Raw genomic sequence first — 26,953 nt, forward strand, 5'->3', positions numbered from 1 at the left:
TAATCCCGTTTATGCCCCTAAATTGAATGGCAGTTTTTGCCGTTAACTAAACTTTGGTTTCCCTTAGTTAGGGAACCCTTGGTTATCATTTTTGTTGAATTCGCCGTTTGCCTGCACCTTTGTGACACCAAGAACAAAACAATCAATGCAATCCCGGTAAATATTAGGAAAACAACACTTTTGTCATCCGATATTCAGGCAGAGGCCGGGGTCGTCCCGATCGACTCAAAACCGCCCTCTTTCCAATATTTTTAGACGAATTTGAGCGAGCTTCAGGGGACACAACCGACCGGAAGCGGACCGAGGCACTTATTTTTTCATTGCAGCCCCTTGCCCCATCGGTTAACTTAATTTCTGTGAGTTCGCCAAGAGCGACTCAAAATCTTTACCCCCGAGAACCTAAGGATTTTCTCATGTCCTGCTCTGCAGAAGATATCGCAACCATCCTCGAAGCCCTTCCGGCCGTCACCGTCGAGAGCCCGCTGCCGGCTTTCGAGCAGCTGGCTGGCAACGACATCAACTTCGCAAACGTTGGTGGCGACCTGAACCTGCCGTTCGGTAACGACTTCCTGGACATCACCTCCAACGACGACTACTCCACCCACGACTCCCACGACAAGGAGGTTTCCGACTTCCTGAACCCGCACACTGAGGTCGACCAGTCCAAGGACTTCGACTTCCTGAACCCGACCATTTCTGGCATCGGCAAGTAAGCTCCCGGGCTGCACGGCAGGACAATAGCTCCGCCAATCCTTGACACAATAAACCGCCAGTCTCTAATAAAGACTGCGGTTTATTGTTCAGTTAAAACCGATATTCTTCATTTCGTTACTGTCTAAAAGGAACACCAAAAATGGACGTCACTCCTATCGTTGAGGTTCTGGAAGCAATGCCTTCCGGCCCGACCGTCAACGTCACCTTCGAGATTAACCCGACCATCGATGGTGATCTGACCCTCCTGGAAACCGGTGACTGGAACGCTCCGTTCGGCCGCGACTTCATGGACATCAACATCACGAACGACCAGTCCACCACGAATGACAACTCCACTCACGTCAGCGGTGTCGAGGCTGACAGCGCCGACGAGTCACTCGCAAAGGGCGAAGAAGCTGCCGAGTCCGCCGAAGAGGCTGACGAGGCTGCAGCTGCTCCGAAGTCGCTTTTCAACGGCTCCCCGAGCCTGCCGGGCATCGGGGTCTAAAACAGCTCACACTTAGGGTTGTTCCTTAGCCGCCCCAAACCGGGTCGGCGTGCAGGCAACCACCAAGCCCGTGGCTGTCATGCACAGACAGAAGTTTTAAATAAGCGTTAGCCCTGCAGATGGTCAAACCACCTGCAGGGCTAACGCTTTTTGTACTTACTTCGTTGCCTTGAAGCGCTTTTCCACCTCAGCACCGAGCCAGGAATCAACGTTGGTCCAGTACTGGTAGACACGCTGCTCCACCTCTGGGGAAACGCCCTGCATGGCACCGACGATGTTGTCTGCCAAGCGATCGCGCTCGGCATCGTCCATCACGTTGCGAACAAGGTCGCCTGCCTGCGAGAAGTCATCATCCTCAGGGTGCTGCACGTAGGCGCCGGCGTAGAACTCTTCGCCCACGCTTTCCCACTGGCCAAAGGTGCCAGCGTCAACCTGCCCCGCGTGACCGGAGTGCACTGGGCAGCCAGCGGCCTTGGCCTCAGCCGCGGTATCGGCCTCCGGGCCGCGTCCGGCGGCGTTGGAGCCATGAACCGGCAGGTTCGGGTCCGCGTAGTGGTAGGTGCCATAGCCATCCTGCGAGAAGGAATTCACTGGGCAGCGCGGCTGGTTCACCGGCAGCTGGTCATGGTTGACACCAAGACGGTAGCGGTGCGCATCAGCGTAGGAGAACACACGAGCCAGCAGCATCTTATCCGGGGAGAAGCCAACACCCGGCACGGTATTCGACGGCGCGAATGCGGCCTGCTCAATCTCGGCGAAGAAATTGCCCGGATTGCGGTTCAGGGTGAAGTGACCGACCGGAATCAGCGGGTAGTCCTTCTGCGACCAGGTCTTGGTCAGGTCGAACGGGTTCACCTTGTAGCTGGCGGCCTCGTCGTAAGGCATAATCTGCACCTTGACATCCCAGGTTGGGTAGTCGCCGCGCTCAATCGCCTCGAAGAGATCCTGGCGAGCGTGCTCGGTGTTTTCGCCTACCAGCTCAGCGGCCTCATCATCCGTCAGGAAGTCCCAGCCCTGGCGAGTCTTAAAGTGGTACTTAACCCAGAAACGCTCACCTTCAGCATTAATCCACTGGTAGGTGTGGGAACCGAAGCCGTCCATATGACGGAAGTCCTTCGGAATACCACGGTCACCCATCAAGTACGTGACCTGGTGAGCGGACTCCGGAGAGGCAGTCCAGAAATCCCACTGCATATTGGCATCGCGCAGGCCCGTATCCGGCAGGCGCTTCTGAGAGTGGATGAAATCCGGGAACTTAATGCCATCGCGGATGAAGAACACTGGAGTGTTGTTGCCCACGATGTCGAGGTTGCCCTCTTCGGTATAGAACTTCAGCGAAAAGCCACGCACGTCACGCCAACCATCCGGGGAGCCCTGCTCACCAGCGACAGTGGAGAATCGCGCCAGCATCGGAGTGACAGTGTTCGGCTGGAAGACGGCAGCCTTGGTGTACTTGGAGACATCCTCGGTGACGGTCAGCTCACCGAAAGCACCTGCGCCCTTAGCGTGAACAACGCGCTCCGGAATGCGCTCACGGTTGAAGTGCGCGAGTTTTTCCAGCAGGTGGACGTCGTGGAGGTTAATACCTCCCTGTAGGCCATTGGTTTGCGAGTGCTGCTCTGTAGGAACCGGCGCACCGTTGAGACGAGTGGTCGGACCATTGGAGCCTTCATAGAGATTCGACATGGGGGCGTTTCCTCCTAAAGACAAGGGCTAGATAACAGTCACAACATGCCCTGACGTTTTCCACCCTACACGAAGTTTCATATTGTTCCTATTAGTTGTCCGTGATTGATATGAGGCCTTAATTATTAGTCCGATTAGGTTCGCTGTATCAGCGACAAACAATCGGTCTCAAAAAGGGCAGAATTTTCCTCCACGAAAACCACACACAATGACCGTCGAAAAGCACTTACTGCGCTTTCAAGCAATACCTATCAGCAGTGAATAAAAGGTATAGCCAGCACTACCACTGCCCGCGTGGGTTGAGGGTAGGATTTTTCGCGTACCACGCTGTCAATTTGGATTTTGATCGGATACTTCTGCAGACATGAAAAAACAAGGGAGGGGCGCAAAAGCGCTCACAATCTTCAAGTACACGCTGGCGTTGCTGGCGACCATTGCGCTTCTCAAGATCGCATTCTTCCCCGCTAACGACGAGGACTTTGCGCAAGCAACCGGTGATTTCTCCCAACCCACCACGGAGCTATCCCCTCAGCGAATCAATAACACGCAGAAGCTGTCTGCCACCATCGTCCCGGACGAGCCCACCGTGATTCGCGCCAACGCGTCTGGTGAAATCACTGACGCCTTTGTCAACAGCGGTGGCAACGCCGTAGAGGGGCAAAACCTGCTCCAGGTGAAGAAGACCTCGGTGTCCGAGACTGCCAGCACCTCCGGCGGCGCGGATTCCGATGATGAAAGCGCCGCAGCCACTGCGCCCGAAACCACCGTAACCTGGGGAAACATCACCGCTAAGGCTTCTGGCACTGTGCAGTGGGATATCGTCATTGGCCAGACGGTCGAGATTGGCCAGGAAATTGGCACCATTTCGCCGAATAGCTTCCACGCCGTAGCACCTATCAAGCCGAGCCAGCTGTACACGCTGGGAGACTCGATTAACAATGGCCGCCTCGCTATCACCGATGGCCCGGCACCGTTTTTGTGTGATTCGGTGAAGACGGTCACGGGAAGTGGCGCGGGCTCGCAAGGCGCTGGCGCTGGCGCTGGTGCCGGAGACGGCGCTGGCATGGGTGCCGCCGCTGCCGGTAATTCCTCGGGCGGCCCACAGCTGCGCTGCGATATTCCCGCAGATCAGACCGTCTACGAAGGTGTTCCCGCAACGCTGATTCTTGGCAGCGGCACGACCTCGGAGGTTCCAGCACTGCCAGTGACCGCCGTGGAGGGACGCTTCCGCGAAGGTGTTGTCTACGCGCCGGCTAAGGATGGCGGCAAGCCCACCAAGATCAAGGTCGAGCTGGGCGCCAATGATGGCACTTTCATTGAGATTAAACGCGGCCTTAAGGAAGGCCAGCAGGTTTTGGAGTACGTGCCTTCCTACAAGAACGAGTTCGCTGGCGACGGCAGCGGCGACGGCACTGGCACCGGTGCTGGTGATGGCAGTGACACTGGCTTCGATGAGTCCGGCGATGACGCTGGCTCTGAAAAGTAGGCCCGCGCCATGCTTAGTTTGACCGCAGTCACTCGAACAGTGACGCTGCCCAACGGCGAGGAGCTGCCTATTTTGAAAGGCATCGACCTCGAAGTGCCACGCGGTGAGCACCTCAGCATTGTCGGCCAGTCCGGTTCGGGTAAGTCAACGCTGCTGAACATCATTGGCATGCTCGATTTGCCGGATTCTGGCACGTACACGTTCGACGGCACTGATATTTCCACCTTGTCGGATAGGAAACGCGCTGCGCTCCGGGGCGATAATTTAGGATTTGTCTTCCAGCAGTTCAACCTCTTCCCTTCCCGCACCACGCTGGAAAACGTTGAGGTTCCGCTGATGTACGACCGGGGCGAGAAGTTCTGGAATCGCACCGAGCTCGCCGCCGCGATGCTGGAGCGCGTCGGTCTGGGCGATCGTCTAGAGGCCACGCCCTCGCAGCTTTCCGGTGGTGAACAGCAGCGTGTGGCGATTGCCCGTGCGCTCGTGCGCCAACCGCAGCTCATTCTTGCCGATGAGCCCACTGGTGCGCTCGACGTCGACACCGGCAAGATCGTCATGGATCTGCTCGAAGAAGTCGCCACGGAAAACAATGCTGCGCTGATTGTGATTACGCACGATTTAGAGGTCGCCGAGCGCGGCGATCGGGCACTTGAGCTTCGCGACGGTCAGTTGCACGCCGACTCCGTCCTGCTATCTGCCGCCAACGCTATGCACGGCTTCGAGGAGGTTGCTGATGACGACGAATAAAGAAACAGAATCGAAGTCACGGCCTTCCTTCCTCTATGCAGCAACGCCTTATCTCGGCGCTCTGCTGGAAGCGTGGCATGAGCTGCGCATTAACCGTGGCCGCATCATGCTGTCGCTGGTCAGTGTGGCCGCCGCAGTGTGGGCGATGACCACAGTCATTGCGCTTGGCAATATTCTCACCAGCTCTCAGGATGCGGTAACCGCGCAGAGCACGGGTATCGCCGGCACGGTCACGTTGACTGCCGGAGCGGGTAGTTCCGGTTCTGAGGATAGTGGAGACTTCGGCGATGGCGGCTTCGGCGGTGACAGCAGCGCCGGCACAATGGCCGATAGCTTCGGCAGCTTCGGCGGCGCGGGCGTCGGCGGAAACGGACCGGACGATTTGAGCGTCATCAATCCGGACGGGTCCATCAACGACGCTTTTTCCGCTGCCACGCATCGCCTGGTAGAGACCACCCATGCCAACTTGTGGTCGCGAGTTCGCATGCAGCCAGCCACACCTGAGCACAATATGGATGACTGCGCACCGGATGATTACGAGTGTTTTTCGCCAGGCACCCCCGAGCTGATCGCCGCTGACCCGGGCTGGTTCGATATCTACGCCCGCACCATCGTGCAGGGACGTCGCCTTGAAGATGCCGATGGCCAGCGCTTGATGAACCCCGTGGTGGTCAACGACCAATTCTACGAAAGCCTGGGAAACCCAGCACTAGCCGACCATCCAACCTTCACCTTGAAGGAAACCGGCAACACCACTTTCACCGTGGTGGGAGTGTATAAGTCCCTCGGATCGTGGGACGCCCCGAGCATTGTCACGCACTACGATTCTTTCCTCAATGCCAGCTACGAGGGGCCGGTGGGTGAGCCGCAACTTCTCGTCGCAACGCCTGAGGAGTCCGCGAAGGAAAACCAGAAGGCGCTGCACAATATTTTCCAGGCGGAGCTCGGCCCCAGCTGGAAGGTGAATACCTCCCTGTCGGAGAAGGACACGGAGATTTCCCAGGAGATGAATAACACCATCACTACGGCGCTGGGCATTATCGGCGGCATCGTGATCGCGCTTGGCGCGTTGGGGCTGCTCACAGTCTCGATTGTCACCATCGGCCACCGTGTCCGTGAGATTGGTATTCGTCGCGCAATGGGCGCGTCGGCAGGCCGGATTTTTATCTCTGTGTTCCTGGAGTCGATTGTCGCCACGACGGTGGCGGGCGTGGTTGGCGTGATTGCCTCGATCATCACGGTCAAGCAGCTGCCGCTGGATAAGATGCTGGCGTTGCCGCTGGAGACCGGTGCCGTGGCCTACCCCGTCACGGCCGCGGTAATCGGCGTGTTGGTCGCGACATTCGTGGGCGCGCTGGCGGGTATTATCCCGGCCACCATCGCAGTCCGCGTCAAGCCCATCGACGCCATCCGCTTCTAACACTTCAGCCCCTAGTTCGCCTGGCTGCGTCGCCGCCTGCTTTTTGCAGGTGAGGCCACGTGCAGCCAGGCGAATTATCTTTAGGTTTTAAGTTGCTAAGCTATGTCCATGACTCCCGCACGCCTCGTCTCTAATGACGAATACATCACGCAGCTGGCGCTGAAAGCCGGTCGCGGTGATCAGGCTGCGCTGACGGAGTTCGTACGGCTGACCCAGAAGGACGTGTGGCGTCTGGTCGCACACCTGGGTGGCGTCGATGCCGCGGATGATTTAACGCAGGAGACGTATCTGCGTGTGATGGGGGCGCTCCCCCGTTTTGCGGCGCGTTCTTCTGCCCGCACGTGGCTATTGTCGCTGGCCCGGCGTGTGTGGGTGGATTCGGTTCGCCATGATTCGGCGCGGCCGAAGAAGTCTGCGGTGGAAGTGGAAAACGCTGCCGAGCAGTTTACGACTGACGAGTCGTGGTCGGAGCTCGCTGATGCCCGCGTGCTGCTGGAGCAGCTGCCGGAGGAACGCCGCGAGGCACTCATTCTGACGCAGGTGCTGGGGTACTCCTACGCAGAGGCCGCGGAAATCGCAGGGTGTCGTGTGGGAACCATTCGCTCCCGTGTCGCTCGTGCGCGCCGGGATTTGGTTGCCGCGCTTGACGACGGCGATAGTGCCACCGGCGACTCTGCTGCTGTTTAGCTCCCTCCGGCCAGCGCACCCAGCTGGCCGATCTAGGTTGTCTCCCCGCGAAGCTGACTAGCTGACTAACGGTCCAGCTCGATTTTGTAAGTCGAGGCGATATCAGCATGCCCGATGGCATCCCGCATATCACGCTCCGCGTTTTTCAGGGCAGCTACAACAGCGGGGAGGCTCGCGTGCGGCGACATTGCCACAGTCACTTCCAAGGTAGGAATTCCATTATCGCGGTAGACCCGCGAATCCGCCTGATTAATGTGTGCGTTGCGCTCTAGATCGGTGCACACCGCATCGGCAACGTCGGCGACCGGCAGCGAGATCTCTCCCAGTTTTTCTTGTGATTCCGCTGCGGCGACGGTGCTGAACCGGTGCGAGCGCAGATTAGCGACCACCAAGATACAGCCGACGACCGCTAGAACCGCTGTGACCACACCGAGGACGGGAACATACCAGCTTTGCTCAGGTATTTTTCCCCAGGAGTCCATCCGTCCGGAGTCATGAAGCCACTGTGCGGGGGCGACGTCGAAGTAGCTCGCAATTGCCCATGTTGCTACCAGCAGTAGCAGTGCTGAGAAAAGAAACAGCACAATTCGGTCGAATACGCTTACTGATGTTTTCACTTGTCATCACCTTCGTATTCGCCGCGAACTCCGGAAGCAAGTGCCGTGCCATTGTGGAGTTCTTGGTAGTCAGACTTGTGCATCCACACTGGCAGGTTGCCATCGTCATCGACGCGTACATACCGACGCGGGGCAGGAAGAAACACTGCGATGAGCTGTCCCAGCCCATAGATTGCAGCTAGGATTCCGACGAGAAGCAGCACCCACGACGCGGCTGAGTCCAGTGGGTTGCTGAACCAGTCGAATACCGGCTGTAACCATGAGGTGCCACCCGAGCCATTGGCACTGATAATTGCTTCTCTACCTGCAACTACGGCCACTGCGATTATCAACAGACCAGCGAAAACTCCTAGCCCGCGGACCTTTGGCGATTGACGCGGGTCACGTCCCTGGCGAGTTTCGACCGACTCGTCCGAGACCATCGCGGCCGAAGCCGTCTCAGTCGGCGTCATAGGGTGTCACCTCAATCTTTTTCAGTGGACGTGGCTCTGGAATGCTTACCGCCACGGTGCGTGGTTGCGGCACGGATACCGGGCGCAGCTGCTCCTTTCGCGGTGCGCGAACTTGTTTCAGCCGAGTTGGACGCGGCACGTTAACCGGACGCAGTAGCGCTGGTCTTGGCGCCTTGACATTAATTGTGCGTGGCGACGGCACGCGTACTGGACGCAGATTTGGCTGCCGGGGCACGCTCACCTGTACCAAGGACGACGGCTTTGGCGCTGTGACCTTTCGCAGCTGTATGGGCCGTGGAATTGGTGTGCGACGCACCTGTTTCGGCTTCGGTGCCGAGGTGCGAACCACTGGCAGCGGCGGCGGCGTAACAATGCGACGGGCCGGTTGCGGCTTTGGTGCCTTAATAGCCACAGCTGGTTGTGGCTTCGGCGGCGTGATGAAGCGCACCGATTGTGGAGCAGGTGCTGGGACACTGCGTACTCGTTCCGGACGCGGCGGAGTAATGCTGCGTACCGGCTGCGGTGTCACCGATGGAATGCTACGCACTGACTGTGGCTGCGGTACTGAAATACTGCGCACTGGCTGCGGCGTCGGCACGGCGATGGACTGCACTTCTGGGACCCGCCGCACCTGCGGAGCGGTCACTACCTGCTGGTTCACCCGGACAGGTGTCAACTGCGGGTGATCTGAAAAGTACGCTAAGTCCTGTCGGGTGACACGCACGTGCCCGGGTTCGACGCTGTCGATGTCAACATCGACGGTGACATTTTCAAGACCGGCCATATCAGCGAGCCAGGTGGCAACGCTGGAACGAATGCGCACCGCAATTTCCGCTGTCGGCGCCGGCCATGATGCAACGGCGCGAACTGCGACTCGAACTGCACTAACGACGTTTGTAGTGGCAGAACTAGGGGCAATCTCACTGTCGATTGAGACAATTGGATAGTCGCGCCCTAGCACACGGGATTGGTCGAGGGTGCCGGGAACCGCGCGCACGGCCATCTCTACGATGCGGCGGATTGCCTTTTCGCTTACGACGGTGGTGCCACGCGTTGCTGGAACGTGGATAGTCACCGTCGGCGGCCTCCTCGGTTGAACTTACGGTTGAGCTCGGGCGCGTCGATTTTGCCATCGAGTACCGCACCGGCTGCACCGGCCAGACCTCCGAAGGCAATAACCGCAAGAAAGCCCGTAAAACCACCAATCATTGCGGCGAAGCACAGGACAACGGCAATCGTCGCGAAGGTCTTTGTGTAATTATCGAACATGAAATTCCCCTTTTTACGGGCTTACCTGCCCATCCTGCCCGGCTTCGACGCGCAATAGTTGTTAACTACTGAACGCGTGGCTGCTCCTTGGACTCGTTAGCAGCCGCGATGGCCTTGCGCTGCTCTTCGCGCTGCTTAGCGGCCTCTTCTTCGCGCTCCTGCGGGGTCTGGTAGTCGGTGTGAACATCGGAAACATCGACATTGACTTCAGTGACCTCGAGTCCGGTCATACGCTCAACGGAGCTAATGATGTTCTGGCGGATAGCCTCAGCCAGCTCATGGATGGCAACGCCGTACTCAGCAATGATGGTGACGTCGACAGCAGCCTGGCGCTCGCCGACCTCAACAGCAATTCCCTGGGATACGTTGGCGCTACCGCCGGAGACAAACTCACGGACGGAGCCAGCGAAGCGATCCATGCCGCCACCAAGGTCGTAAACACCGGAGACCTCGCGGGTAGCGATGCCTGCAATCTTGGAGACGACGCTGTCGTCGATAGAAGTGTGGCCGTGGCCGGTTCCCTTATTCGCGGAGTCCGGGCCAGCCTGAGTTGCCGGGGTGTTCTTAGCAGTGTTCTTTGCGTTGTCAGCCATGATATGCCGTTCCTGTTCTCAGTGATGTAGACGAAATGTCTGGACAACGCCGATGCTATAACTGCCGCAGGCAACCTGCAGTGCGAGCTGGGCACATGGCTGTGCGAGAGTCCGTCTAGTACGGCTTTCGTTATAAAAAATTCTTAGAAAACCGGATCGCAGATTTGATTTGTTTTTGTCCACAGCCTTCCGGGTATTTTTGTATTTTTGGATTACTCCTGCGTGACGGCAGTTTTTACCTGCCATTCACGGTTCTGATGTTACGAGCGGCCCCCACTTGCCTGCAGAATGCTAACAAATCCAACAACTTTGTATAACAAGGTGCAATTTGCGGCACTATTCCATATTTCGACGGTGGATCAGTACCGCCCCTGATTGGAACTCGTGCGCGCCACGATTTGGTTGCCGCGCTTGACGACGGCGACAGTGCCAGCGGCACCTCTGCTGCTGGTTAGTGCAGCTGTTTAGACCCGCTCCCCCCCCGATAGGCGTTGCCCTTTTTGCCACCCCATTTTTGGAGCACTATCGCACATGATTGCTCAGTTGAGCGTAGGTTCTGCCTTAACTGATAGTTTTATACATTTCCTTATATTCGCGATACGAAACGGGTATATAAACTGCCCGGCACGCATAAGTTCCATCTTTTTCGACGAGATTAGCTTTGTTTTTCGGCATCTTTAGGATGATTGGACGCTTACCATGCGCGTTCGTATTCGCCCTCTAGGAAATCAACCAGAGGAAATGCTTTTCAATGTGCGGCCTGGAAACGCCAGAACCAGTTTTTGGGCCGCCACCGACCAACTCACTGAGGAGCAGATTTCCCCATGAATAGACCTTCATGGATTTTCACTGTCACTGCCGTTATCACGGCTACAACCGGACTACCGGCCTACGCTGCCACCATCAACCAAGGTGATCCAGTTGTTATCGTTCACGCTAATGGGCCACAAGCCAGTGTCTGCACAGCTGGCTACGTCGACAAAACCAACTCTCAGATCTACACAGCAGGTCATTGTGGACAAGAAGGAGACACAGTGACGGATGGGACCTTCCAGAAAATTGGAGTATTCCAACCGTCTCCCACCTATGACCATTCACTAGATACGGGAAACGATATCGGAGTTGTTTCGCTTGATGACCCCGCTACTGCCGGTGAGAATTCGTATTCGGGTGACTCCATAATATCCCCGACAGATGTTCAAACTGGTGAGACAGTCTGCATTTACGGAAACACTACGGGGAAAGTGACCTGCGGTTTAGCCGCTGACCGAGAGGCATACCAAACCGAGGACAGTGCTCTACAGGTTCAAAATGTGCACGCTCAACGCGGCGATTCCGGTGGCCCAGTATGGGTACCGGAAAAAGGCGCCGTCGGGGTTGTATCGACTACCTGGAACATCATCGATGGGAACGGACAACAGCTTGGCTCTTACATCACCGCGAACTCACCCTGGTAAGAGGGCTTTGGTGATGTAGGGCTTCCTAGTAGGTGGGAAGCGAGCCTAATTCTTTTTGCCGCCATATGGGGTCTGTGCAGGCAACTGCACAGACCCCATTTTTGTTATTAGGACTGCTGGCGACGAGTCCAGAACCAACCACAGGCTGCGATTACCGCACCGAACAGTGTCCAGAGCAGGACTCCGTTTCCACCGGTCTTTGGCAGCTTGCCGGTCTTGGTGTCGGTCACCTGCATGATCATGAGTTCGCCGGAGCCTTCGGCCTTAATCAGCGGGCTACTGCCACCCACCACCGAGATGGTGTATTCCTTAGTCTCCTGGTCAATTGAGATTTCAAACGCCACTGGCTCAGGCAGCAGGTTAAGCCCTGCCGGCGACTTAGTCTCTACCAGGTAGAAAGTACCAGTTTCGTTAATCTCAATTGACTTCTGATCTGGGGTGATGGTGTAGACCGGTCCTCCACTGAAATCCGGCTGACCACCTGCCGAGGGGTAGATATCGAAGGTCGCACCACCAAGCCCCGGTAGAACCTTGACTCCCTCGCCATCGACATATTCCGCCTTTTCCAAGGTCAGCTTGCCTGGCTTGGTGTCCGGCGCTTCGTAGTTATCGACCACGCAGGAAATGGAAGATAGGACCTTATTGGATTCCGACATCTTCACCCGGAAGCCGAACTCGCCGACGTTTTCGACCTTCAGTGGTGAGGTCTTCCCGCCTCGGGTTTGAGTACACACCGCGTTGAAATCACCGGTGGAATCTAACGTGTCACCGCGACGGAACAGGGTGTAGCCCTGCTTCTGCGTTTCGGTGAGAACCAGCGATTGCTCACGTTCGCTTTCAATGTTCCACGATGCAGTACCCTTGTCGGATTCGGATCCGGAGGTCACCTTCATCGACTGATGGACCAGCGGACCGGACCCGGTGCCGATGACATTGTCATTTGCGGCAAGGGTAAATTCCCAGCCAGGGGCACCGTCTTCGAGAACCTTGCCGTTTTCATCGACAATGCGCTTCTTGACCTTCACAACTCCGTTACAGCGAGAAGCAAGTTGTTCACCAATCTGCTTCATCTGCGCGGCGAGCTTGGAGTACTGCTCGACTCGGATGGTGTCACCGGTGCCAGAAATATCCTCACCCATGGTCTTGACCCCACGCGGACCATAGGTCCACTTGGATTGATCACGCGTAATCTCGATATTCCTGCCTTGTGGGGTTCGCTCCCAAACCTTGAAACCACCATTCTTATACGCAATCTCGAAGTTAGCAGTAGTATCATCGCCCACATAACTTGCTGCATCTACGTACTTATTCGTGAACTGCCAATAAAGTCCGGGCTCTGAAATGCTTGTGCCACTCTTCCACCAACGTACATTCTTTAGTACGAGATCCTGAGTAACAGTTGTGCGCTGAGCATACTTTCCACCTACAGTCAGGTCGACCATAATCGGGACGATGCGAGTTCCGGCCGCTTTCAGCTCATTAGCTGCATCAATTGCCTGGTTAAGGGCGGATTCTTGAACAAATTCGCCACCAAGTTTTAATCCGGGCGCTTTCGAGGAATATGTCGGCATACCGTCGGTGATGAAGTACACCACGTCATAGTTTCCTGCCGCGACCTGCTTGAGGCCTGCCTCCCAGTTGGTCGAGCCGTCGCCTTGCCAATTAGCGACAATGCTCTTTGCCCGGTTTACACCTTGTTCTGATTGCAACGAGATGTAAGGAGGGTTCTGCCCATAGGTTGAGCCGTTTGCAGCACGTGGCGCTCCACCCGCGAAGTTGTAGATACCCAGTTCTGCAGGGGTTCCAGCCAGCGAATCAATCAAAGCATTTGCCGCCCGCTTCGACTCGGTAAAGCCATTTGAATCAGCGTAATTCAGTGAGGTGGACAGGTCGGCCACCACAGCAATGCGCAGGCCACAGCGCTGCGGCATCGGCGGATTAGCGACACGTCCGTGAACCCACTGAGCTCCATCCGGCGGAGAGATAATCTCCGGTGGTTTTGGTGTGCTCTTTTTCTCTCCGTACACATCGAGCGTCACCTTCAGGTTCTTGTTCTGTGAAAGATTATTGGTGAAGGTAAACACTGCATCTTTAGGCACGAGAGCAGAGTCAACCGGCTTGCCGTCCTTTACCGGTACGACATCCATAGTGATGAACCCATTGCCGATGTTGACGTTGCGCTTCAGCAAAGTCACACCTGGTTCAATTTGGTCCAGCGTGAGGTTGTACTTCTGCGGATCCAAGAAAGTCGCGTCAGTTTCGATACGCACCGTTGCGTACTTCATGTGAGATTCCTCAGTCACCTTAGCCGTAAAAGCATTGGGCTGCTTCGGATCTACTGGGTCAGCTTGCACTGCAAACTCGTGACCGATGGCATCAAAGTGCCGCCCATCGACAGCCGGTGGCTTGGGGTCTTCAGAATTTGAGCAGTCTTTAACTTCACCGCTTAGATTGAAAGTCCACTCGGTACGCGCATTCGGAGCAAGCTTAAAACCTGGCTGCGCTACAGCAGTGACCTTTACGGTTCCTGGCTTGTTCTGCTCATAGACATGAGGTCCGGCAGGTGCCTTGTTTGCGTTGAGGTAGTAATCAACTCCCTTGGTGTCCGGGATATTGATATAAGCCTTCTCCACACACTCCGGTGCAGTTGCAGGGTCGACAAGAGTTGGGTCCGCAGGAGTTACCGCTCCTGGTTCCGGTTCCGGTTCCGGGGTCTCTGGCTCGGTGGGCTCAGTCGGCTCTGTTGGATCTGTCGGCTGGGTAGGCTCCGTCGGGTCCGTTGACGGATCTGTTGGCTCACTTGGATCGGTGGGCTCAGTGGAGCCGTCAGGAGTACCACGAAGGGTTATGGCCACGTCGCCAGTTCCTTTCGGGGTAGTGTAGTGAAGGCTGAGCGTGACTTTGTCGCCCAACTTTACCGTTTGATTCAACCCCTTATGTACGAATTCGAGTGGCGCCTGTCGAGCACTATCGTTACGAGTGATCTGCGGGTCGATTGCCCTGCCATTGATTTTCAAACTATAGCCCTGAATCCATCCTTTCCCACCAACGTTGAATTGCAGGCTGTCAATAGTCGCATCCCTATCGATTGTGAACTCGTATTCAGGAGTGGGGCGAGCATCAATATTCTTAAACTCATACTTCGGCGGAGACGTCGGAATGACCTCCGTCTGCGCCTGCGCCTGCGGCGCGTTGGGCGCAAACGCCTGACCGCTGACAACGAGAGCTACCGCTAGCAAAGCAGCCAAGAACATGCGAAGCACAGTTCGCAGTGAATCCGGCAAGCGGAATGTTGTCGAAAACATTAGTTCTTCCTACTTTCTGAGTTCTTCCTGCTAGCGGCGATAATGACGAATCCTCCACCAATCAGGGCTGCGGCGAGAGCTACCAGCCCTGCCACCTGTACACCGGTAAGCGCCAGCGAGCCGGAACTTCCGCTGCTTCCGGAGCTCGACGAGGATCCAGAAGAGTCCGAAGGTGTCGAGGTCCCCGGCTCATCAGGTGGCGTGGAGGTAGTCGACGGGGTCGTCGAGGTTCCCGGTTCACCCGGTGTTGTCGGCGTCGTTGGCGGGGTCTTCGGCGGAGTCGATGTGCCCGGCGTCGTCGGTGGAGTCTTCGGCGGTGTTGCCGGCGGCGTCGTTGGTGGGGTCTTCGGCGGAGTTGTCGGAGGTGTCGACGGTGGTGGCGTCTCCCCCGGCTTATGCGACTTCGCCACAATGACTCCCTCTACAGGAGTGGAGTCATAATCCAGCCCATAGAACGGCACCGATACTAGGAAGGGATTAATCTCCCGGTAGCTGTCGTTCGGAGCTGTCGAGGTAACGAGGTAAATACCCTGCGGCAAATCGCTGAACTTCACGGAGCCGTTTTCATCAGTGACCTGGCTAAAGTGGAGATCTTTCGGCCACGTAGCAAGCTCAGCGGCAGTGGCTTTTTCAACCTTCTCGCGGTCCTGCGGGCTAGACGGCGAGATTCCCTTGAGACGCTCCAGATGGACGGTCACACCAGAAATAGAACCCGAAGCCGGCGAATTATCATCGTCCGGGTTTCCTGGGCTCAAGGTAATGCGCACAATGTCCGTGCCGCTCGTTGCTGAAACGCCCGGGGCATCCTGATGCCCAACAATTCTGGCCGCGTTGGCGTCATTCGCGCCAACTGCACCCATTACTGACACCAGAGCGCAGGCAGCTAAGAACGCAGCTATCCGGTTCCAGGTGGATGTCAAATATTTATTCATTGTCGTTTTCCCACCACGAAGTGTTGTTATTATCCTCGGATGCCGATTCGCTGCCGCCAGCGAGTCCATCGCTGTCTGCGTCGCCATCAGCAGTCTCGACGTCTGCATTCTCAGCGTCGTCGTCAAGCTCTTCGGCGATGTCGTCGATGTCGTCAGAGTCGTCGGCGTCGAGGCGCTGGCGCCAGAGCCACCACGCAAAGCCCGTGCCAAGCACAAGTACCGCTACAAGCAGGGCGTACATCCACCACTGCCATCCAGCTCCGTGCGTTTGGTCGAAGATTTTGCTTTCCGACGGATCCATCGGCACTTGGTGCCCACGCACTAGCAAACGATGCGTGTTAATTCCGTAAGGAGTGCAAGTGATGAGGGTGATGTAGTCCTGGCCTTCAACGGGACGAAGATCGTCGGTCTCATGTGGAAGTACAACCTTGATTTGATCAATCTCGTACTTCAGCTTGTGACCAGCGACCTGGATATAGAAGGCGTCTCCCTCTTTTGCTTTCCGCAGGTTATCGAAGAGCGTTACGTTAGTAAGTCCGGTGTGACCGGTAATGATGGAGTGGGTTCCAACACCGCCGACTGGAAGATCGGATCCGTATAGGTGTCCGAGCCCCTTGGCGAGCACCTCATCGCTGGTGCCGTGGTAAATCGGCAGGTCGGCCTGAATCTCTGGGAAGATCAGACGCGCCATCACGTCGGTAGCGTTTAGCTGATCGAGATAAGCGGCGTACTCGGGGTTGTGGTCATTAACTTCGTTAAGCCACGGGTCCAGAATCGGGCCGGTGGTTTGGCGCTCATTGTAAGAATGAGCGCGTTCCCACTGTTCATCTTTAACTTCTTGGGGTACGGACTTTTCCAACTTGGCGAACTCTTTGGCCGCCTTAGAGGTGCCGTAATTGTTCAATGCCGTGGAGACAACCGGGTACAGCATCACAAGTAAACCCACAATCACCAGAATTGCGGGGAGAACCATGCTGTTCTTTTTCGCCTGCTCAGGCTGATCAGGCTGCTCAGCTGATGCGTCCCGCGTCAGAGTCGACGCAGAGTGTTTACCCACGGAGGAACTCCCAAGAAGTCAATCAAAAAGGGATGTGGCCTTTCTCTTTCTCACCGGCGTAGAGATGCCTGCTGTTGAAAAAGAGCACATCGAAAGGCCGCAACAGTAATTTCAGTGATGCGCAAACTACAGGAATGGCGTGCGCTGTTGAACGCACGCTATTCCCTCAACACTGGAGCTAAAGCGCTCCAGTGGCCGAGCCTTTACTCGGATTTAGTTCTTGGAACCGCGGCGGGCGAACCATGCACCAGCTGCGACGATAGCTGCACCGATAGCAGCCAGGATGCCAACACCGGCACCACCGGTCATCGGCAGGTTCGGGGTGGTGTCGTCGGAGTTAACAACCTCACCCGGGTTAGCGCCGACCTGGACGGATGCCAGCTCGTAAACACGCTCCGGGGCAGTCTGCTTAGCAACCAGCTTGAACTCGAGTGCCTCCGGCAGCAGCTCCTTACCCTTCGGAGCCTTGGTCTCAATCAGGCAGTAGTGGGACTGTTCGCCTTCGACAACCTCAGCGTTGTCTTCGAAGTCGTTGACGTGAAGACCGGTAATCTTGACGATACCGTCCTGGCCAGAGACGAAGGTGGTCTTCACCTCGTCACCCTGCTGGCCGTTAACCGGAGTCCAGGAGTCCTTCTTGGTGGTGTCAATGTCGGAGCACTTCTGGCCAGCAGCCTGGCGGACAATCTGGAACTCGGCACCTTCCAGAGCGTTGCGGTCGCCATCAACCTTCTTGAACTGCACGCCACCCCAGTAGGTCTTGACCTTCGGAGTCTCCTTCGGAGTGCTGTTCTCGGAACCGTCCGGGTTGTTCTGGAAGACCAAACCGGTGTTCGGCGCGATGTCGGTAGCTTCCTTGAACTGCGGCTTCAGCGTGGTGGTGATGGTAACGACGACCTTGTCACCAGCACCAAGAGTCTTTGCAACGTCTGGCTTCAGGTTGACATCGACATTGTTGCCCTCGAAGAACTTACCGTCGCGGTCGTCGGTTTCGGACAGAGCCCGCTCCGTACCATCTGCCTTGACAACCTTGACATCAACCTTGGTGACTTCCAGCTTCGGGTCAATCTGGTCAGTGATCTGGAACTGGGTACGCTCCGTGTTCGGCTTCAGCTGGCGAGCGGTACCCGTGACGGTGTAGACCAGCGCTTTGTCGCCGGCGTTCTGGTCCTTGTCCTTAACGGTCTTGGTCGGCTCTTCATCCTTGTAGTTCTTCGGGAATGCGTGAACGTCGTAGTTCCAGGTGGTGCCCTGAGTCTCGTCGCCTACCTTGCCATTGCTGGTCATCGGAACGAAAGCGATGAACGGAACAGCCGGGTCATAGCCTTCCTTCGGACCGGTCTCAACAACCAGGTAAGCGCCAAGAGCCAGATCCTGGCCAACGTTCCACTTGCCGTCCTGGTCGGTCGTGCCGGTTGCGACCTGCGTCAGGGTACCGTTGTCAATCAGAGCCTGAGTCGCCTGGGTACCAGTAGCGAACTCGCCAGCCTTCAGCTTCGAAGCAGCCAGCAGACCCTCGTTGGTGGTGACATCGATGGGGGTAGCGCCATCTGCAGTCTTGTTGATCTTGTAAACGGTGAAGCCGACGCCTTCAAGCTTCTGGCCACCGTTTTTCTGAACATCCTCGACGTCAGCTGCGGTACCAGACGGCTGGCCTTCGCTGGTCGGGTTACCGAACTTGTGAATGGTGAGTGAGCCCTTGGCGTCCTTATTTACCAACGGGGAGTCGCCGGCAGCCTGGTTGATGGCAGTGTCCTGAGCAATTGCAGCCGGGGCGGAGACGCCCATCGACAGACCGACGATGGCAGCGAAGGTTACCGAGCGGGCGGTACGAGAGAACTTATTCACGAAAACAGGTCCTTTACAGAAGTCCAAAATGAAGCGACACGCTTCAATACGTCGCGCGATTCACTCCAGACGGCGACACCAACGTTCCCCGACTTGCCAAAACTGAGATTTTCCTTAAGGGAAAGACCAGTCTGTCTAACCTTTTAAGCCTAAGCGTTATGAACTTTAATGTTTATATGTTCAAACATTGCAGCTCTAGCCCATTGCTCGCCCGGTTAACAGCGCTCAGTGAACCGCTTATAAATAACTTAACCTGTTCAGCACTTCGTTGACACCCGACACAGAAACGCCACCAAGCCGAGCACCCGAAAAACCTATGCAAACGTAAGAATCGCAAGAGATTAATATCTTTTTATCGAGGTCACAGCGGTTTTTTCCAATCGAGGCCAAAACCCTCTCAATTTCCACACAATCAAACCCACCCCAAAAATGGGGGTAAACAATTGCCCTATAGCGATGGCCCCTATGTGCAACCACTATCACCGCAGCGCACGCCGGGAAAATGAGGACTTATCAACCTTCTCGTGCTTGCTGTCACATCATCGTCGGCAAGCGAAAGCAAAAACCTTTGGGACAAGGACGCCCCGCGGCGCACCACCCTGTGCTAGGACCCGTAAAAGCACAGAGGCAGTAAGCGACACGGGGCGCCCTGCCGCGTCAGTAGGGACGTTTAGAGAACCGCCCAGTAGTGAACATCGTTGTAGCCGTTGAGCTTGAGGACGTCACCAATCTGATCGACCTTCTTCTTGCCCTCAGGGGTCATGCCATCCGGCATGATCTGCACGTCAGCGCTGTGATCGCCGGTGAAGGTGATGTTGACGTAGTCCTTGCCATCGCGGTGCTCAAGCTCGAAGACGTAGCGGTTGACGGCCAGCTTGCCCGAGTGGAGGAACCCACCCTTGCCCGGAGCGACAACTGCAGTGTCAGCAGAGTTTGCAGGTGCAGCTACTGCCTGTGCGGCGGTAGCAACCGGAGCTGCAAGCACGAGTGCGCCCACACCCCAGACACCGAGTTTCTTCAACATGCTCATAGGTACTTCCTTATCTTCTGTGTTTCTGCAGGGTTTCTGCAGATTTGTTCTGTGTTTTTCTGCGACTGCCGGCGCCGCCGTTGTTCGACGGCGTTCAACAGCCGTAGCCAATGAAATTGGTCAATGAATCGAGGCTGTGCCCTAGCGCCCTAGTGCGCTAGGGCACTGGATTAGCGCACTGGAGTGGCCTCGACGATGATGTTGTCGGCGTAACCTAAAGTGCCGCCGACGAACTCGCCTCCGCAGGTAATGAGGACCAAGCGGTTCTCACCAACTGCATCGTTGACGACCTCAGGCATCTGAGCGCCCTTGACCACCTGGATCGGATCCTTGCTGACGGTGAAGTCTCGGCTTTCGCCATCCACCTTCACCGTGACAGTGTCACCAGCCTTCAAGTCAGCGAAACGTGCAGCATAACCATCACCCTGATCCACCTCATTGACGTGACCAGTAATGACGGACGATCCAGCAGCACCTTTCTCACCGGGAATCGCTGAGGCGGAATACCAGCCCAGGCGAGAAACATCGGTCGGAGGAATCAGAGATCCCTGATCAGTCAGCTGAACGAAATCAATCGGAGCCGACTTACCATCAATGAGCATCTCCATCTCGTGCACAGCTCCCCGAGAACCCTGTGCTGGAGTAGGAAGATTCTCCTGCGCGCCATCGAGCGTCGAATCATTGCGATTGATCTGGGCAATCACCAGCAGAGCGATAACGCCGATTAATGCGATAGCGGCGATATACACCCGTGGCTGCTTCCACCAAGGCACGTCCTGCAGGTCTTCTACTTGGCCGTCGACCTGGTCTTTGTCCTGGTCAAACGGATCAACGTGGTCGAGTGCGCCGGTTTCGGTTTCCGGTTCGAATCCTGGTGTGTTGCCAGGTTCCTTGCCGGTCTCGTCCGAGCCAAACTGATCAGTCATGGGATCTCCTTAGTTCGTGGCTACCGTCGGCAGAGCGTGAGTAGCCAAACCGGTCGGGCCAGACGGAACCGAACTAATTGCACGTCGTTCCGAGTTCGGAGCCAACGGCTTTCCGTGATTCTTCTGCTTGTCCTGGCCAGTGCCACCGATGATGGTGACGTTGGTGTTGTTCTGCTCCGAGTGCTGATTAATCACAGTGGTCGGGGTGGCAGAGTCGCTGGTAGGTGCAGAGGAATCGTCGTTAGGCGTGTTCTGCTCGCCCTCATCCTTCGGCTGCTCAGATGGCGTGTTCTCCGGGGTCTTGCCGTTCGTGACAGTCTGCTCCGCAGAGTTGATGTCCTTGTGAACAGCAACTTCCTTGCCATTGGCATCGGTCAGAGTCTCGAAGGCAACCTGAGAAGCGCAGTCGCCGTCGGTGATGATGATCGGAACATCAACCGTGCCGGCGGATGCCGTCGGCACAAAGTGCAGGCGGCTCCTAGCGCCAGTGGACTTGCCCGTCTCCTTGCACATCAGCTCACCGGTCAACGTGTACTTCGTGCCCGGCTTCAGGCCAGTGAAGTGCACGGTGTCGATGACGACAGCACCCTTCTCGACCAGACCCTTGCCGGCAATACCGGCAGTAGTCGTGATAGCTGGGTTGTCCTCAGATTGAGCTGGGGTGCTCGGGTGGTTCGGCTTGCTCGGCTTGCTCGGCTTGCTCGGCTGAGCGGGCTTAGTCGGCTTGCTCGGCTGAGCGGGCTTAGTCGGCTTGCTCGGCTGAGCGGGCTTAGTCGGCTTGCTCGGCTTGCTCGGCTTTTCGGACTCGGACGTAGACGGAGTTGTCGTCTCAGACGGCTCTTCCGGCTGTGTCGTCTCCGGCTGCTCGGACGGCTCATCGTCGCTCGGCGTTGCCGGAACCGTGGACGTGGTCGGCTCAGTCGAGCTGGTCTCCGGTGCGGTCGTCTCCTCGGACGGAGTTTCGCTTTCCTCAGTCGGGGTGTCTTCCGGCTTCTCCGGAACGTCGCCGGTCACGGTCTGGCTAGCGTCGTTGATATCTGCGTGGTCAGCGATCTCATTGACCTGACCAGCGCTTTCCTTACCAGTCGAGTCGACCTCATCAGAGGTCAGGTGCTCGAATACGACAGCCTCGGCAACAGGAGTCTGAACAGAGTCAGACACCTCAAGAGTGACAGTCACAGTACCGCTTGCCGACGTCGGCTTGAACGTCGCCTCGCCATGACCAATCACAGAGCCATCAGCCTTATTAACAAGTTCACCGGAGAGGGTGTAGTTCTTACCAGGCACCAGGCCCTCGAAATGTACGGTGTCGACAACCTTGGCATTAGCCTCAATGCGGTTGCCCTGAAGCTCAGCTACCGTGCGTAGCTCCGGCTCCAGCGGCGTATCAGCGGGCTCGCTCGGCTTGGACGGTTCGGTAGTCTCAGTCGGCTCGCTCGGCTCCGTGGTCTGCGACTCAGTGCTGTCAGTCGGCTCGGTCGGTTCCGTCGGAGCGGCCGGCTTCGTGGACTCGGAGGTGTTAGGAGTAGTCGTCGAAGAGCTCGGCTGCTCTTCGCTTTCCGACGTCGTCGGAGTCTCAGACTCACTGGTCTCAGAAGTAGCGGTCTCGCTGGACGACGGCTCCGTTGTTTCTTCGGTCGTCTCCTCGGTCGTCTCTTCGCTCGTCGGGGTCTCTTCGGAGGTCGACGGCTGCTCCGGCTTTTCGCCGTGAACGGTCTGAGCTGCGTCGTTGATGTCCTCGTGGGTAGCGATTTCTACCCGCTGACCATAGGTGTTGTCCTGGCCATCGGCGGTGACCTCTGTCGAGGTCAGCTTTTCAAATGCAACAGCAGCGGTAACCGGCTCATCTACATCATCGGAGACGGTAATCATGACAGCCTGCTCACCCGAAGAGGTCTCCGGAGTGAATTCGACGCTGCCGGTCCCCAAGATGCGATCAGCATTGGTCTTGTCCACCAGGGTGGCGTCCAGGCGGTAGTTCTTACCCGGAACAAGGTCGGTGAACTTCACGATGTCCTTAACCACAGCGCCCGCAACAATCTTGTTGCCGTTCAGGCGAGCCTGCGTGGAGATCGACGGCTTACGCGTCTTCGGCTTTTCTGGCTCAGACGGCTTGGTCGACTCGGACGGAGTCGTGGTCTCCGCAGGCGTGGTCGGAGTAGTCGGCTTTTCCGGTTCGGTTGGCTGCTCCGGTTCAGACGGCTTCGTCGGCTCTGCCGGAACTTCACCGGAAGACGGAGTGACATTGTCAATCACAATGATGTCTTGTTTCTTACCATTGTTGAAAATGTAGCCAGTGCGGTTCGTGCCATCGACAGTGCCCTGACCGACGTTAGCCGGACCAGTGAGGTAGTCGTAGACAGCCTTCGTCGATGGGTTGTGAATGCCCTGGGAGAAGTCAATGCCATCGGAGAAGTGCCACAGAGCGAATTGAGTTGCGTTATTGGCGTCCAGCACTTTCAGACGTCCTTTAACTCCAGCCGCCTTCCCCAGTTCATCCAAACCAACAGCTGGAGAACCGTGGTGCGCAATCCAGTTGAGCTTCCGGTATCGGTCAAAGTCGTTCCGCAGCTTGTTATTGGTATCTGTACTGCGCGAGAACTGACTGAAGTTCTGTACACGACCGGTGTCATAAAGATCACCGGCGACGCTGGCCTCAATGCAGTAACCCATTTTGTGGCTACCAAATGGAGTTGCCGCCTCGTCAAATGCCGCAATGAGTGGCCCAAAATCACGGACATTTCCATTGGCTTCAACACCCTTAACTGTTCCAGGAACACTCAAAATCTTCTGGATCGTCAGGGTTTCGCCAGTGTCTTCTGCCTCCTGCGCATGCGCAATTATTGGAGATTTAGCGAAGAAAAGAGCGAGCACAGCCACGAAGCTAAAAAGCGCCAACCAGCGCTTCTCGTTTGTAAAACGACCGAACATGAGCCCTCCCCCTTCCTTCGATTTCAGTGCGTTATACACCTTTCGCTACCTTTCCAGCCTTCAATTAACAATCAATGACCACGCATAAGCGTCTCCAGCCCCCATCACAGGTAGCCCAGTTGACATCGCCTTCTAATTCTCATTTATAGCGTTGGCCGTCCCCGAATATAACAAATACATTTTATGTTTGTTGAGCCATTTAATTGCCACCCCTATTGTCTTTTATTTCAATGTCAATAATTGTTGTTTGCATATTTTTTCTGGGGTGGACATTTGGACACCACACACATGCCGAAGTTCCACCTTTCGCCACGACACCTAGCCATTCAACCCATAAAATCACGATTAACCTGCGCATATGAAGTTTTTTCAATGAATCCCCGCCCATTAATTTGGGTTAGAATGTCTCCCATGTCACGATTTTCATAATTGTGAGTTACGGCACAAATGACACCCCACCCCCACCTAATGAAAATGCAAGCCAATAAATCTCTAAGAGCAAAAATGATGTCTCAAGACTATTTACAAAAGAATCCCCGGACATCATTTAATAAGCCACATAATTGTGTGCTAATTGCGGCTGCATAAATAATCGCCTCTCCGCCCCAACCTCTCCATCCGCGGTTAATAGACAAAAATGGGTCTGATTCACGGCATTCCAACAGATCACGTTATGTAAAACGCGACTGAATAGGGGACTGCAAATGTGAAACTGTGCGAGTTTATGACGCTTTCAGGACATTTTTCGGGCCATTTTTGACATAAACGCAGTCAGTAACTCGGATCGACCCAACGTCGCCAGCTATAAACACAAAAAAGCGCCTCCCCACTCCGCAAGGAGTGAGAAGGCGCTCGTGCGCTGTTACGTATTAATAGCCGCGAGAGCTAATAGCTGCGCAGTGTCATTGTAGTGCAGTGCCTAAGTCAGCTTAAACGGCCTTAGATAGCCTTTGCACCGGTGAGGTCCAGGTCGACTGGCAGGTTGTCACCCGCACCGTCCTCGGCCAGCAGGCCACCCTGGTTGTTGCCGCCGGTCTGGGCACCCTGCTCCTGGCCGCCAGTCTGGAGGCCACCCTGGTTCTTACCACCGGTCTGCAGGCCCTGCTCCTGGCCGCCAGTCTGAAGGCCGTTCTGGTTCTTACCGCCAGTCTGGAGACCCTGCTCCTGGCCACCGTTCTGCAGACCCTGGTCGCCACCGACGTTTTGCAGGCTCTGGTCCTGGCCACCGGTCTGGAAACCGGACTGACGCTCACCAATCTGGCCCTTGTCGTTAACCTGGTCGCCGCCGACCTTGTCGCCCTTGTCCAGCTTGTCGCCGCCAATCTGGTCTCCGCCGTTCAGCTGATCGCCGCCAGCGTTCTGGAGACCCTGGTTGCCGCCAACGTTCTGCAGAGCGTTGTCCTGATCGCCACCGACGTTCTGCAGACCCAGGTTGCCGCCCTCAGTCAGAGAGTGGAAGTTCGGGAACAGTGAGTCGACCTGAACCAGTGGGCCCTCCGGGAAGTTCACGTTGAACTCAGGTACCGGCAGCGGAGCCGGTGCTGGCAAGGAGGAAATCAGTTCGCAGATATTGCACAGGTTATCCATGATGATCCTTTAGAAAAATGAAGTGTAGATAAATGGTGTGGCGCGATGCCCAGAGCTGAAGGTAAAGGGCTTCTCGCCTTCTCCTTTGCGGCCACTGCCGTGCTCACACGAAAACCGTACCGGTGATGAAAAACGGTCACAATATAGAAATTCGACCCACTTCAGCCAGGAAATTGGAAACAGAATAACGGCAAAATTTAACCTGCACTTATGCCCAAACGTCGCATGTCACGGGTCACATTGCTAGCCGTTTGGTCACCCCAAACCAGGCTCGCCTTTTCCAGCAGAAAAGCCTCGGCACCTAATGAACTGCTCCCCATTAGTTGGACTGAGAAATCAGTTACCGACTAGTGGGGAGTAGTTGTCATTGAGAGCACGAAGTTCGCTAAGTGAATATCAGCGCGAGCAGTTGGTTGAACTATTTGAGCAAGGCATGGGTTATACAGCCGCTGCCAATGCCCTTGGTGTCTCCAAGTATGCCGCCCGTATGCTCTGTCGTCGGTTTAAGCTGCATGCAGGCTATGTCTTGTGGAGAAACCGACTAAGCAGCAGTACTCGTTCGAGATCAAGAAGGAAGTTGTCCAACGCCACCTTGCTGGCGAGACAGCGATGGATCTTGCACGTGAATTTGGCCTGTCATCACAGCAGCTGGTCCGCGGGTGGTCGTGGAAATGGCGCAAAGACGGCGATGACGCGTTGAAACCAAAGCCGAAGGGCAGACCCAAAGGATCGGTCACGCCGAAGCCGCTGTCGGAGGAAGACAAGCTGCGTCGCGAAAACGAACGGTTGCGGGCCGAAAATGCCTATCTAAAAAAAATGCGGGACTTGAGGAATCAGGGACGCGCCTGAAAGTCCAGGCGATTGTCATCCTCAAGTCTCACCACCGCTTGGAGTACCTCCTAGAGGCAGCAGGTATGCCACGGTCGACGTTCTTCTACCACCAGAAACGACTCAGTAAGCCAGATAAGCACGCCGAGCTCAAGCAAGCGATTCGGGAAAGCTTCGAGCGTAACAAGCATCGCTACGGCTACCGACGAGTGCTACTTGACCTGCGTAACCAGGGGTGGGTGGTCAACCACAAACTCGTCTACAAACTCATGCGCCAGATGGGGCTTCGAGCCAAGATCCGCCAACGTAGACCTTATGTTTCCTACACCGGGACGATCAGCCACATTGCCGACAACAAGCTTGACCACAAATTCACCCCGGATCAGCCAAATACCGTCTTTGTCAGCGACGTCACCGAGTTCAGGGTTGCAGGCCGCAAGGTCTACCTGTCACCGGTGATGGACTTGTTCGACCGCTCAATCGTTGCCCACACCGTGGCTACATCGCCGTCGACAGCGTTGACCACCGATTCTTTGCCCAAGGTGATCGCGGCGTGGGCACCTGAACCCGGGTGGATGATGCACACCGATCAAGGTTTCCAGTACCAGCATGCCTCCTGGCGTGACCTGATCGGCGACAACGGCGGTGTTCAGTCGATGTCGCGTAAAGCCAACTGTTACGACAACGCGGTCATGGAGAACTTCTTCGGCCACGTGAAAACCGAGATGTACCACGGAGAAGTCTTCGACACGGTCGCAGAGTTCAACCAGGCGATCGATGAGTACATCCAGTGGTACAACACCGAACGCGTCCAACAACGACTCAAGGGCCTGACCCCGATGCAATATCGAAATCAGACCCTTGAAGCCCTAACCGCCTAGAGTTAAACCAGTC

The 26,953-nt window shown here is 56.2% G+C and carries 21 protein-coding genes and 1 pseudogene; 8 read left to right on the plus strand and 14 right to left on the minus strand.

Annotated elements, in window-relative coordinates:
* Positions 1-413 precede the first annotated feature (413 nt).
* Together CRD13_RS05485 and CRD13_RS05490 are read left to right on the plus strand one after the other, a co-directional pair.
* Positions 414-713, plus strand: a complete 300-nt coding sequence (locus tag CRD13_RS05485; protein WP_187401378.1) for a hypothetical protein — start codon at positions 414-416, stop codon at positions 711-713.
* A 140-nt stretch (positions 714-853) separates the two neighbouring features.
* Positions 854-1,201 carry a hypothetical protein gene (locus CRD13_RS05490; protein ID WP_154844218.1) on the plus strand — a complete coding sequence of 116 codons (348 nt, stop codon included), beginning with the start codon at positions 854-856 and terminating at the stop codon, positions 1,199-1,201.
* Positions 1,202-1,357: 156 nt separating this feature from the next.
* Here the strand turns inward: CRD13_RS05490 and CRD13_RS05495 are convergent, their stop codons facing one another.
* The gene (locus CRD13_RS05495) at positions 1,358-2,887 is read right to left on the minus strand and encodes a catalase (protein ID WP_187401379.1); all 1,530 of its coding nucleotides are present in this window, start codon (positions 2,885-2,887) and stop codon (positions 1,358-1,360) included.
* Between the two features lie 364 nt (positions 2,888-3,251).
* On the opposite strand from CRD13_RS05495, the gene CRD13_RS05500 reads away from it, so the two are divergent.
* The 4 genes from CRD13_RS05500 to CRD13_RS05515 all read left to right on the plus strand — a co-directional run bounded on the left by CRD13_RS05500 (position 3,252) and on the right by CRD13_RS05515 (position 7,227).
* Positions 3,252-4,373, plus strand: coding sequence for a hypothetical protein (locus tag CRD13_RS05500; RefSeq protein ID WP_187401380.1), 1,122 nt, complete (start codon positions 3,252-3,254; stop codon positions 4,371-4,373).
* Positions 4,374-4,382: 9 nt separating this feature from the next.
* Positions 4,383-5,120, plus strand: coding sequence for an ABC transporter ATP-binding protein (locus CRD13_RS05505; RefSeq protein WP_038627399.1), 738 nt, complete (start codon positions 4,383-4,385; stop codon positions 5,118-5,120).
* Positions 5,107-6,540 carry an ABC transporter permease gene (locus CRD13_RS05510; protein WP_187401381.1) on the plus strand — a complete coding sequence of 478 codons (1,434 nt, stop codon included), beginning with the start codon at positions 5,107-5,109 and terminating at the stop codon, positions 6,538-6,540. The genes CRD13_RS05505 and CRD13_RS05510 overlap by 14 nt, the downstream gene beginning before the upstream one ends.
* A 102-nt stretch (positions 6,541-6,642) precedes the next feature.
* Positions 6,643-7,227 (plus strand): RNA polymerase sigma factor, encoded by a 585-nt coding sequence (locus CRD13_RS05515; protein ID WP_187401382.1) that lies wholly within the window; start codon positions 6,643-6,645, stop codon positions 7,225-7,227.
* Between the two features lie 65 nt (positions 7,228-7,292).
* On the opposite strand, the gene CRD13_RS05520 is transcribed toward CRD13_RS05515, so the two are convergent.
* The 5 genes from CRD13_RS05520 to CRD13_RS05540 all read right to left on the minus strand — a co-directional run bounded on the left by CRD13_RS05520 (position 7,293) and on the right by CRD13_RS05540 (position 10,158).
* On the minus strand, positions 7,293-7,844 hold the full coding sequence (locus tag CRD13_RS05520) for an alkaline shock response membrane anchor protein AmaP (protein ID WP_016421906.1): 552 nt from the start codon (positions 7,842-7,844) through the stop codon (positions 7,293-7,295).
* Positions 7,841-8,296, minus strand: a complete 456-nt coding sequence (locus tag CRD13_RS05525; protein WP_049181727.1) for a hypothetical protein — start codon at positions 8,294-8,296, stop codon at positions 7,841-7,843. The genes CRD13_RS05520 and CRD13_RS05525 overlap by 4 nt, the downstream gene beginning before the upstream one ends.
* Positions 8,283-9,371, minus strand: coding sequence for an Asp23/Gls24 family envelope stress response protein (locus CRD13_RS05530; protein ID WP_070652814.1), 1,089 nt, complete (start codon positions 9,369-9,371; stop codon positions 8,283-8,285). The genes CRD13_RS05525 and CRD13_RS05530 overlap by 14 nt, the downstream gene beginning before the upstream one ends.
* The gene (locus CRD13_RS05535) at positions 9,368-9,565 is read right to left on the minus strand and encodes a hypothetical protein (protein WP_005511694.1); all 198 of its coding nucleotides are present in this window, start codon (positions 9,563-9,565) and stop codon (positions 9,368-9,370) included. The genes CRD13_RS05530 and CRD13_RS05535 overlap by 4 nt, the downstream gene beginning before the upstream one ends.
* A gap of 65 nt (positions 9,566-9,630) precedes the next feature.
* Entirely contained in the window at positions 9,631-10,158 is a 528-nt protein-coding gene (locus CRD13_RS05540) for an Asp23/Gls24 family envelope stress response protein (RefSeq protein WP_070652813.1), read from the minus strand.
* Positions 10,159-10,982: 824 nt separating this feature from the next.
* Here CRD13_RS05540 and CRD13_RS05545 point away from each other — a divergent pair.
* Positions 10,983-11,615: a trypsin-like serine protease gene (locus CRD13_RS05545; RefSeq protein ID WP_070652812.1), complete on the plus strand. Its 633-nt coding sequence runs from the start codon at positions 10,983-10,985 to the stop codon at positions 11,613-11,615.
* A 107-nt stretch (positions 11,616-11,722) separates the two neighbouring features.
* Here the strand turns inward: CRD13_RS05545 and CRD13_RS05550 are convergent, their stop codons facing one another.
* The 8 genes from CRD13_RS05550 to CRD13_RS05585 all read right to left on the minus strand — a co-directional run bounded on the left by CRD13_RS05550 (position 11,723) and on the right by CRD13_RS05585 (position 25,231).
* Positions 11,723-14,920 (minus strand): SpaA isopeptide-forming pilin-related protein, encoded by a 3,198-nt coding sequence (locus CRD13_RS05550; protein ID WP_070652811.1) that lies wholly within the window; start codon positions 14,918-14,920, stop codon positions 11,723-11,725.
* Positions 14,920-15,852, minus strand: a complete 933-nt coding sequence (locus CRD13_RS05555) for a prealbumin-like fold domain-containing protein (RefSeq protein ID WP_187401383.1) — start codon at positions 15,850-15,852, stop codon at positions 14,920-14,922. Before CRD13_RS05555 ends, CRD13_RS05550 begins: the two co-directional genes overlap by 1 nt.
* Entirely contained in the window at positions 15,845-16,885 is a 1,041-nt protein-coding gene (locus tag CRD13_RS05560; RefSeq protein ID WP_222865273.1) for a class C sortase, read from the minus strand. Before CRD13_RS05560 ends, CRD13_RS05555 begins: the two co-directional genes overlap by 8 nt.
* Before the next feature lie 237 nt (positions 16,886-17,122).
* Positions 17,123-18,757, minus strand: a complete 1,635-nt coding sequence (locus tag CRD13_RS05565) for a SpaH/EbpB family LPXTG-anchored major pilin (RefSeq protein WP_187401384.1) — start codon at positions 18,755-18,757, stop codon at positions 17,123-17,125.
* Positions 18,758-19,427: 670 nt separating this feature from the next.
* On the minus strand, positions 19,428-19,787 hold the full coding sequence (locus CRD13_RS05570; RefSeq protein ID WP_070601297.1) for a hypothetical protein: 360 nt from the start codon (positions 19,785-19,787) through the stop codon (positions 19,428-19,430).
* Between the two features lie 170 nt (positions 19,788-19,957).
* Complete coding sequence (locus tag CRD13_RS05575) at positions 19,958-20,713, minus strand: class F sortase (protein WP_070652808.1); 756 nt, start codon at positions 20,711-20,713, stop codon at positions 19,958-19,960.
* Positions 20,714-20,722: 9 nt separating this feature from the next.
* A complete protein-coding gene (locus tag CRD13_RS11095) occupies positions 20,723-23,644 on the minus strand; it encodes a VaFE repeat-containing surface-anchored protein (protein WP_187401385.1) in 2,922 nt (973 codons plus the stop codon).
* Between the two features lie 939 nt (positions 23,645-24,583).
* Complete coding sequence (locus tag CRD13_RS05585) at positions 24,584-25,231, minus strand: hypothetical protein (RefSeq protein WP_049171148.1); 648 nt, start codon at positions 25,229-25,231, stop codon at positions 24,584-24,586.
* Between the two features lie 519 nt (positions 25,232-25,750).
* Here CRD13_RS05585 and CRD13_RS05590 point away from each other — a divergent pair.
* Positions 25,751-26,940, plus strand: a pseudogene (locus tag CRD13_RS05590) (IS3 family transposase); the annotation flags it as partial.
* Positions 26,941-26,953 lie beyond the last annotated feature (13 nt).

The sequence above is a fragment of the Corynebacterium sp. LK26 genome, from assembly GCF_014335085.1.
In the GTDB taxonomy this organism is placed as follows: Bacteria; Actinomycetota; Actinomycetes; order Mycobacteriales; family Mycobacteriaceae; genus Corynebacterium; species Corynebacterium jeikeium_D.

Coding starts and splice junctions, on each gene's coding strand:
- CRD13_RS05485 (WP_187401378.1), top strand. CDS start 414: ATGTCCTGCTCTGCAGAAGATATCGCAACCATCCTCGAAGCCCTTCCG.
- CRD13_RS05490 (WP_154844218.1), top strand. CDS start 854: ATGGACGTCACTCCTATCGTTGAGGTTCTGGAAGCAATGCCTTCCGGC.
- CRD13_RS05495 (WP_187401379.1), bottom strand. CDS start 2,887: ATGTCGAATCTCTATGAAGGCTCCAATGGTCCGACCACTCGTCTCAAC.
- CRD13_RS05500 (WP_187401380.1), top strand. CDS start 3,252: ATGAAAAAACAAGGGAGGGGCGCAAAAGCGCTCACAATCTTCAAGTAC.
- CRD13_RS05505 (WP_038627399.1), top strand. CDS start 4,383: ATGCTTAGTTTGACCGCAGTCACTCGAACAGTGACGCTGCCCAACGGC.
- CRD13_RS05510 (WP_187401381.1), top strand. CDS start 5,107: ATGACGACGAATAAAGAAACAGAATCGAAGTCACGGCCTTCCTTCCTC.
- CRD13_RS05515 (WP_187401382.1), top strand. CDS start 6,643: ATGTCCATGACTCCCGCACGCCTCGTCTCTAATGACGAATACATCACG.
- CRD13_RS05525 (WP_049181727.1), bottom strand. CDS start 8,296: ATGACGCCGACTGAGACGGCTTCGGCCGCGATGGTCTCGGACGAGTCG.
- CRD13_RS05535 (WP_005511694.1), bottom strand. CDS start 9,565: ATGTTCGATAATTACACAAAGACCTTCGCGACGATTGCCGTTGTCCTG.
- CRD13_RS05540 (WP_070652813.1), bottom strand. CDS start 10,158: ATGGCTGACAACGCAAAGAACACTGCTAAGAACACCCCGGCAACTCAG.
- CRD13_RS05545 (WP_070652812.1), top strand. CDS start 10,983: ATGAATAGACCTTCATGGATTTTCACTGTCACTGCCGTTATCACGGCT.
- CRD13_RS05550 (WP_070652811.1), bottom strand. CDS start 14,920: ATGTTTTCGACAACATTCCGCTTGCCGGATTCACTGCGAACTGTGCTT.
- CRD13_RS05555 (WP_187401383.1), bottom strand. CDS start 15,852: ATGAATAAATATTTGACATCCACCTGGAACCGGATAGCTGCGTTCTTA.
- CRD13_RS05570 (WP_070601297.1), bottom strand. CDS start 19,787: ATGAGCATGTTGAAGAAACTCGGTGTCTGGGGTGTGGGCGCACTCGTG.
- CRD13_RS05575 (WP_070652808.1), bottom strand. CDS start 20,713: ATGACTGATCAGTTTGGCTCGGACGAGACCGGCAAGGAACCTGGCAAC.
- CRD13_RS11095 (WP_187401385.1), bottom strand. CDS start 23,644: ATGTTCGGTCGTTTTACAAACGAGAAGCGCTGGTTGGCGCTTTTTAGC.
- CRD13_RS05585 (WP_049171148.1), bottom strand. CDS start 25,231: ATGGATAACCTGTGCAATATCTGCGAACTGATTTCCTCCTTGCCAGCA.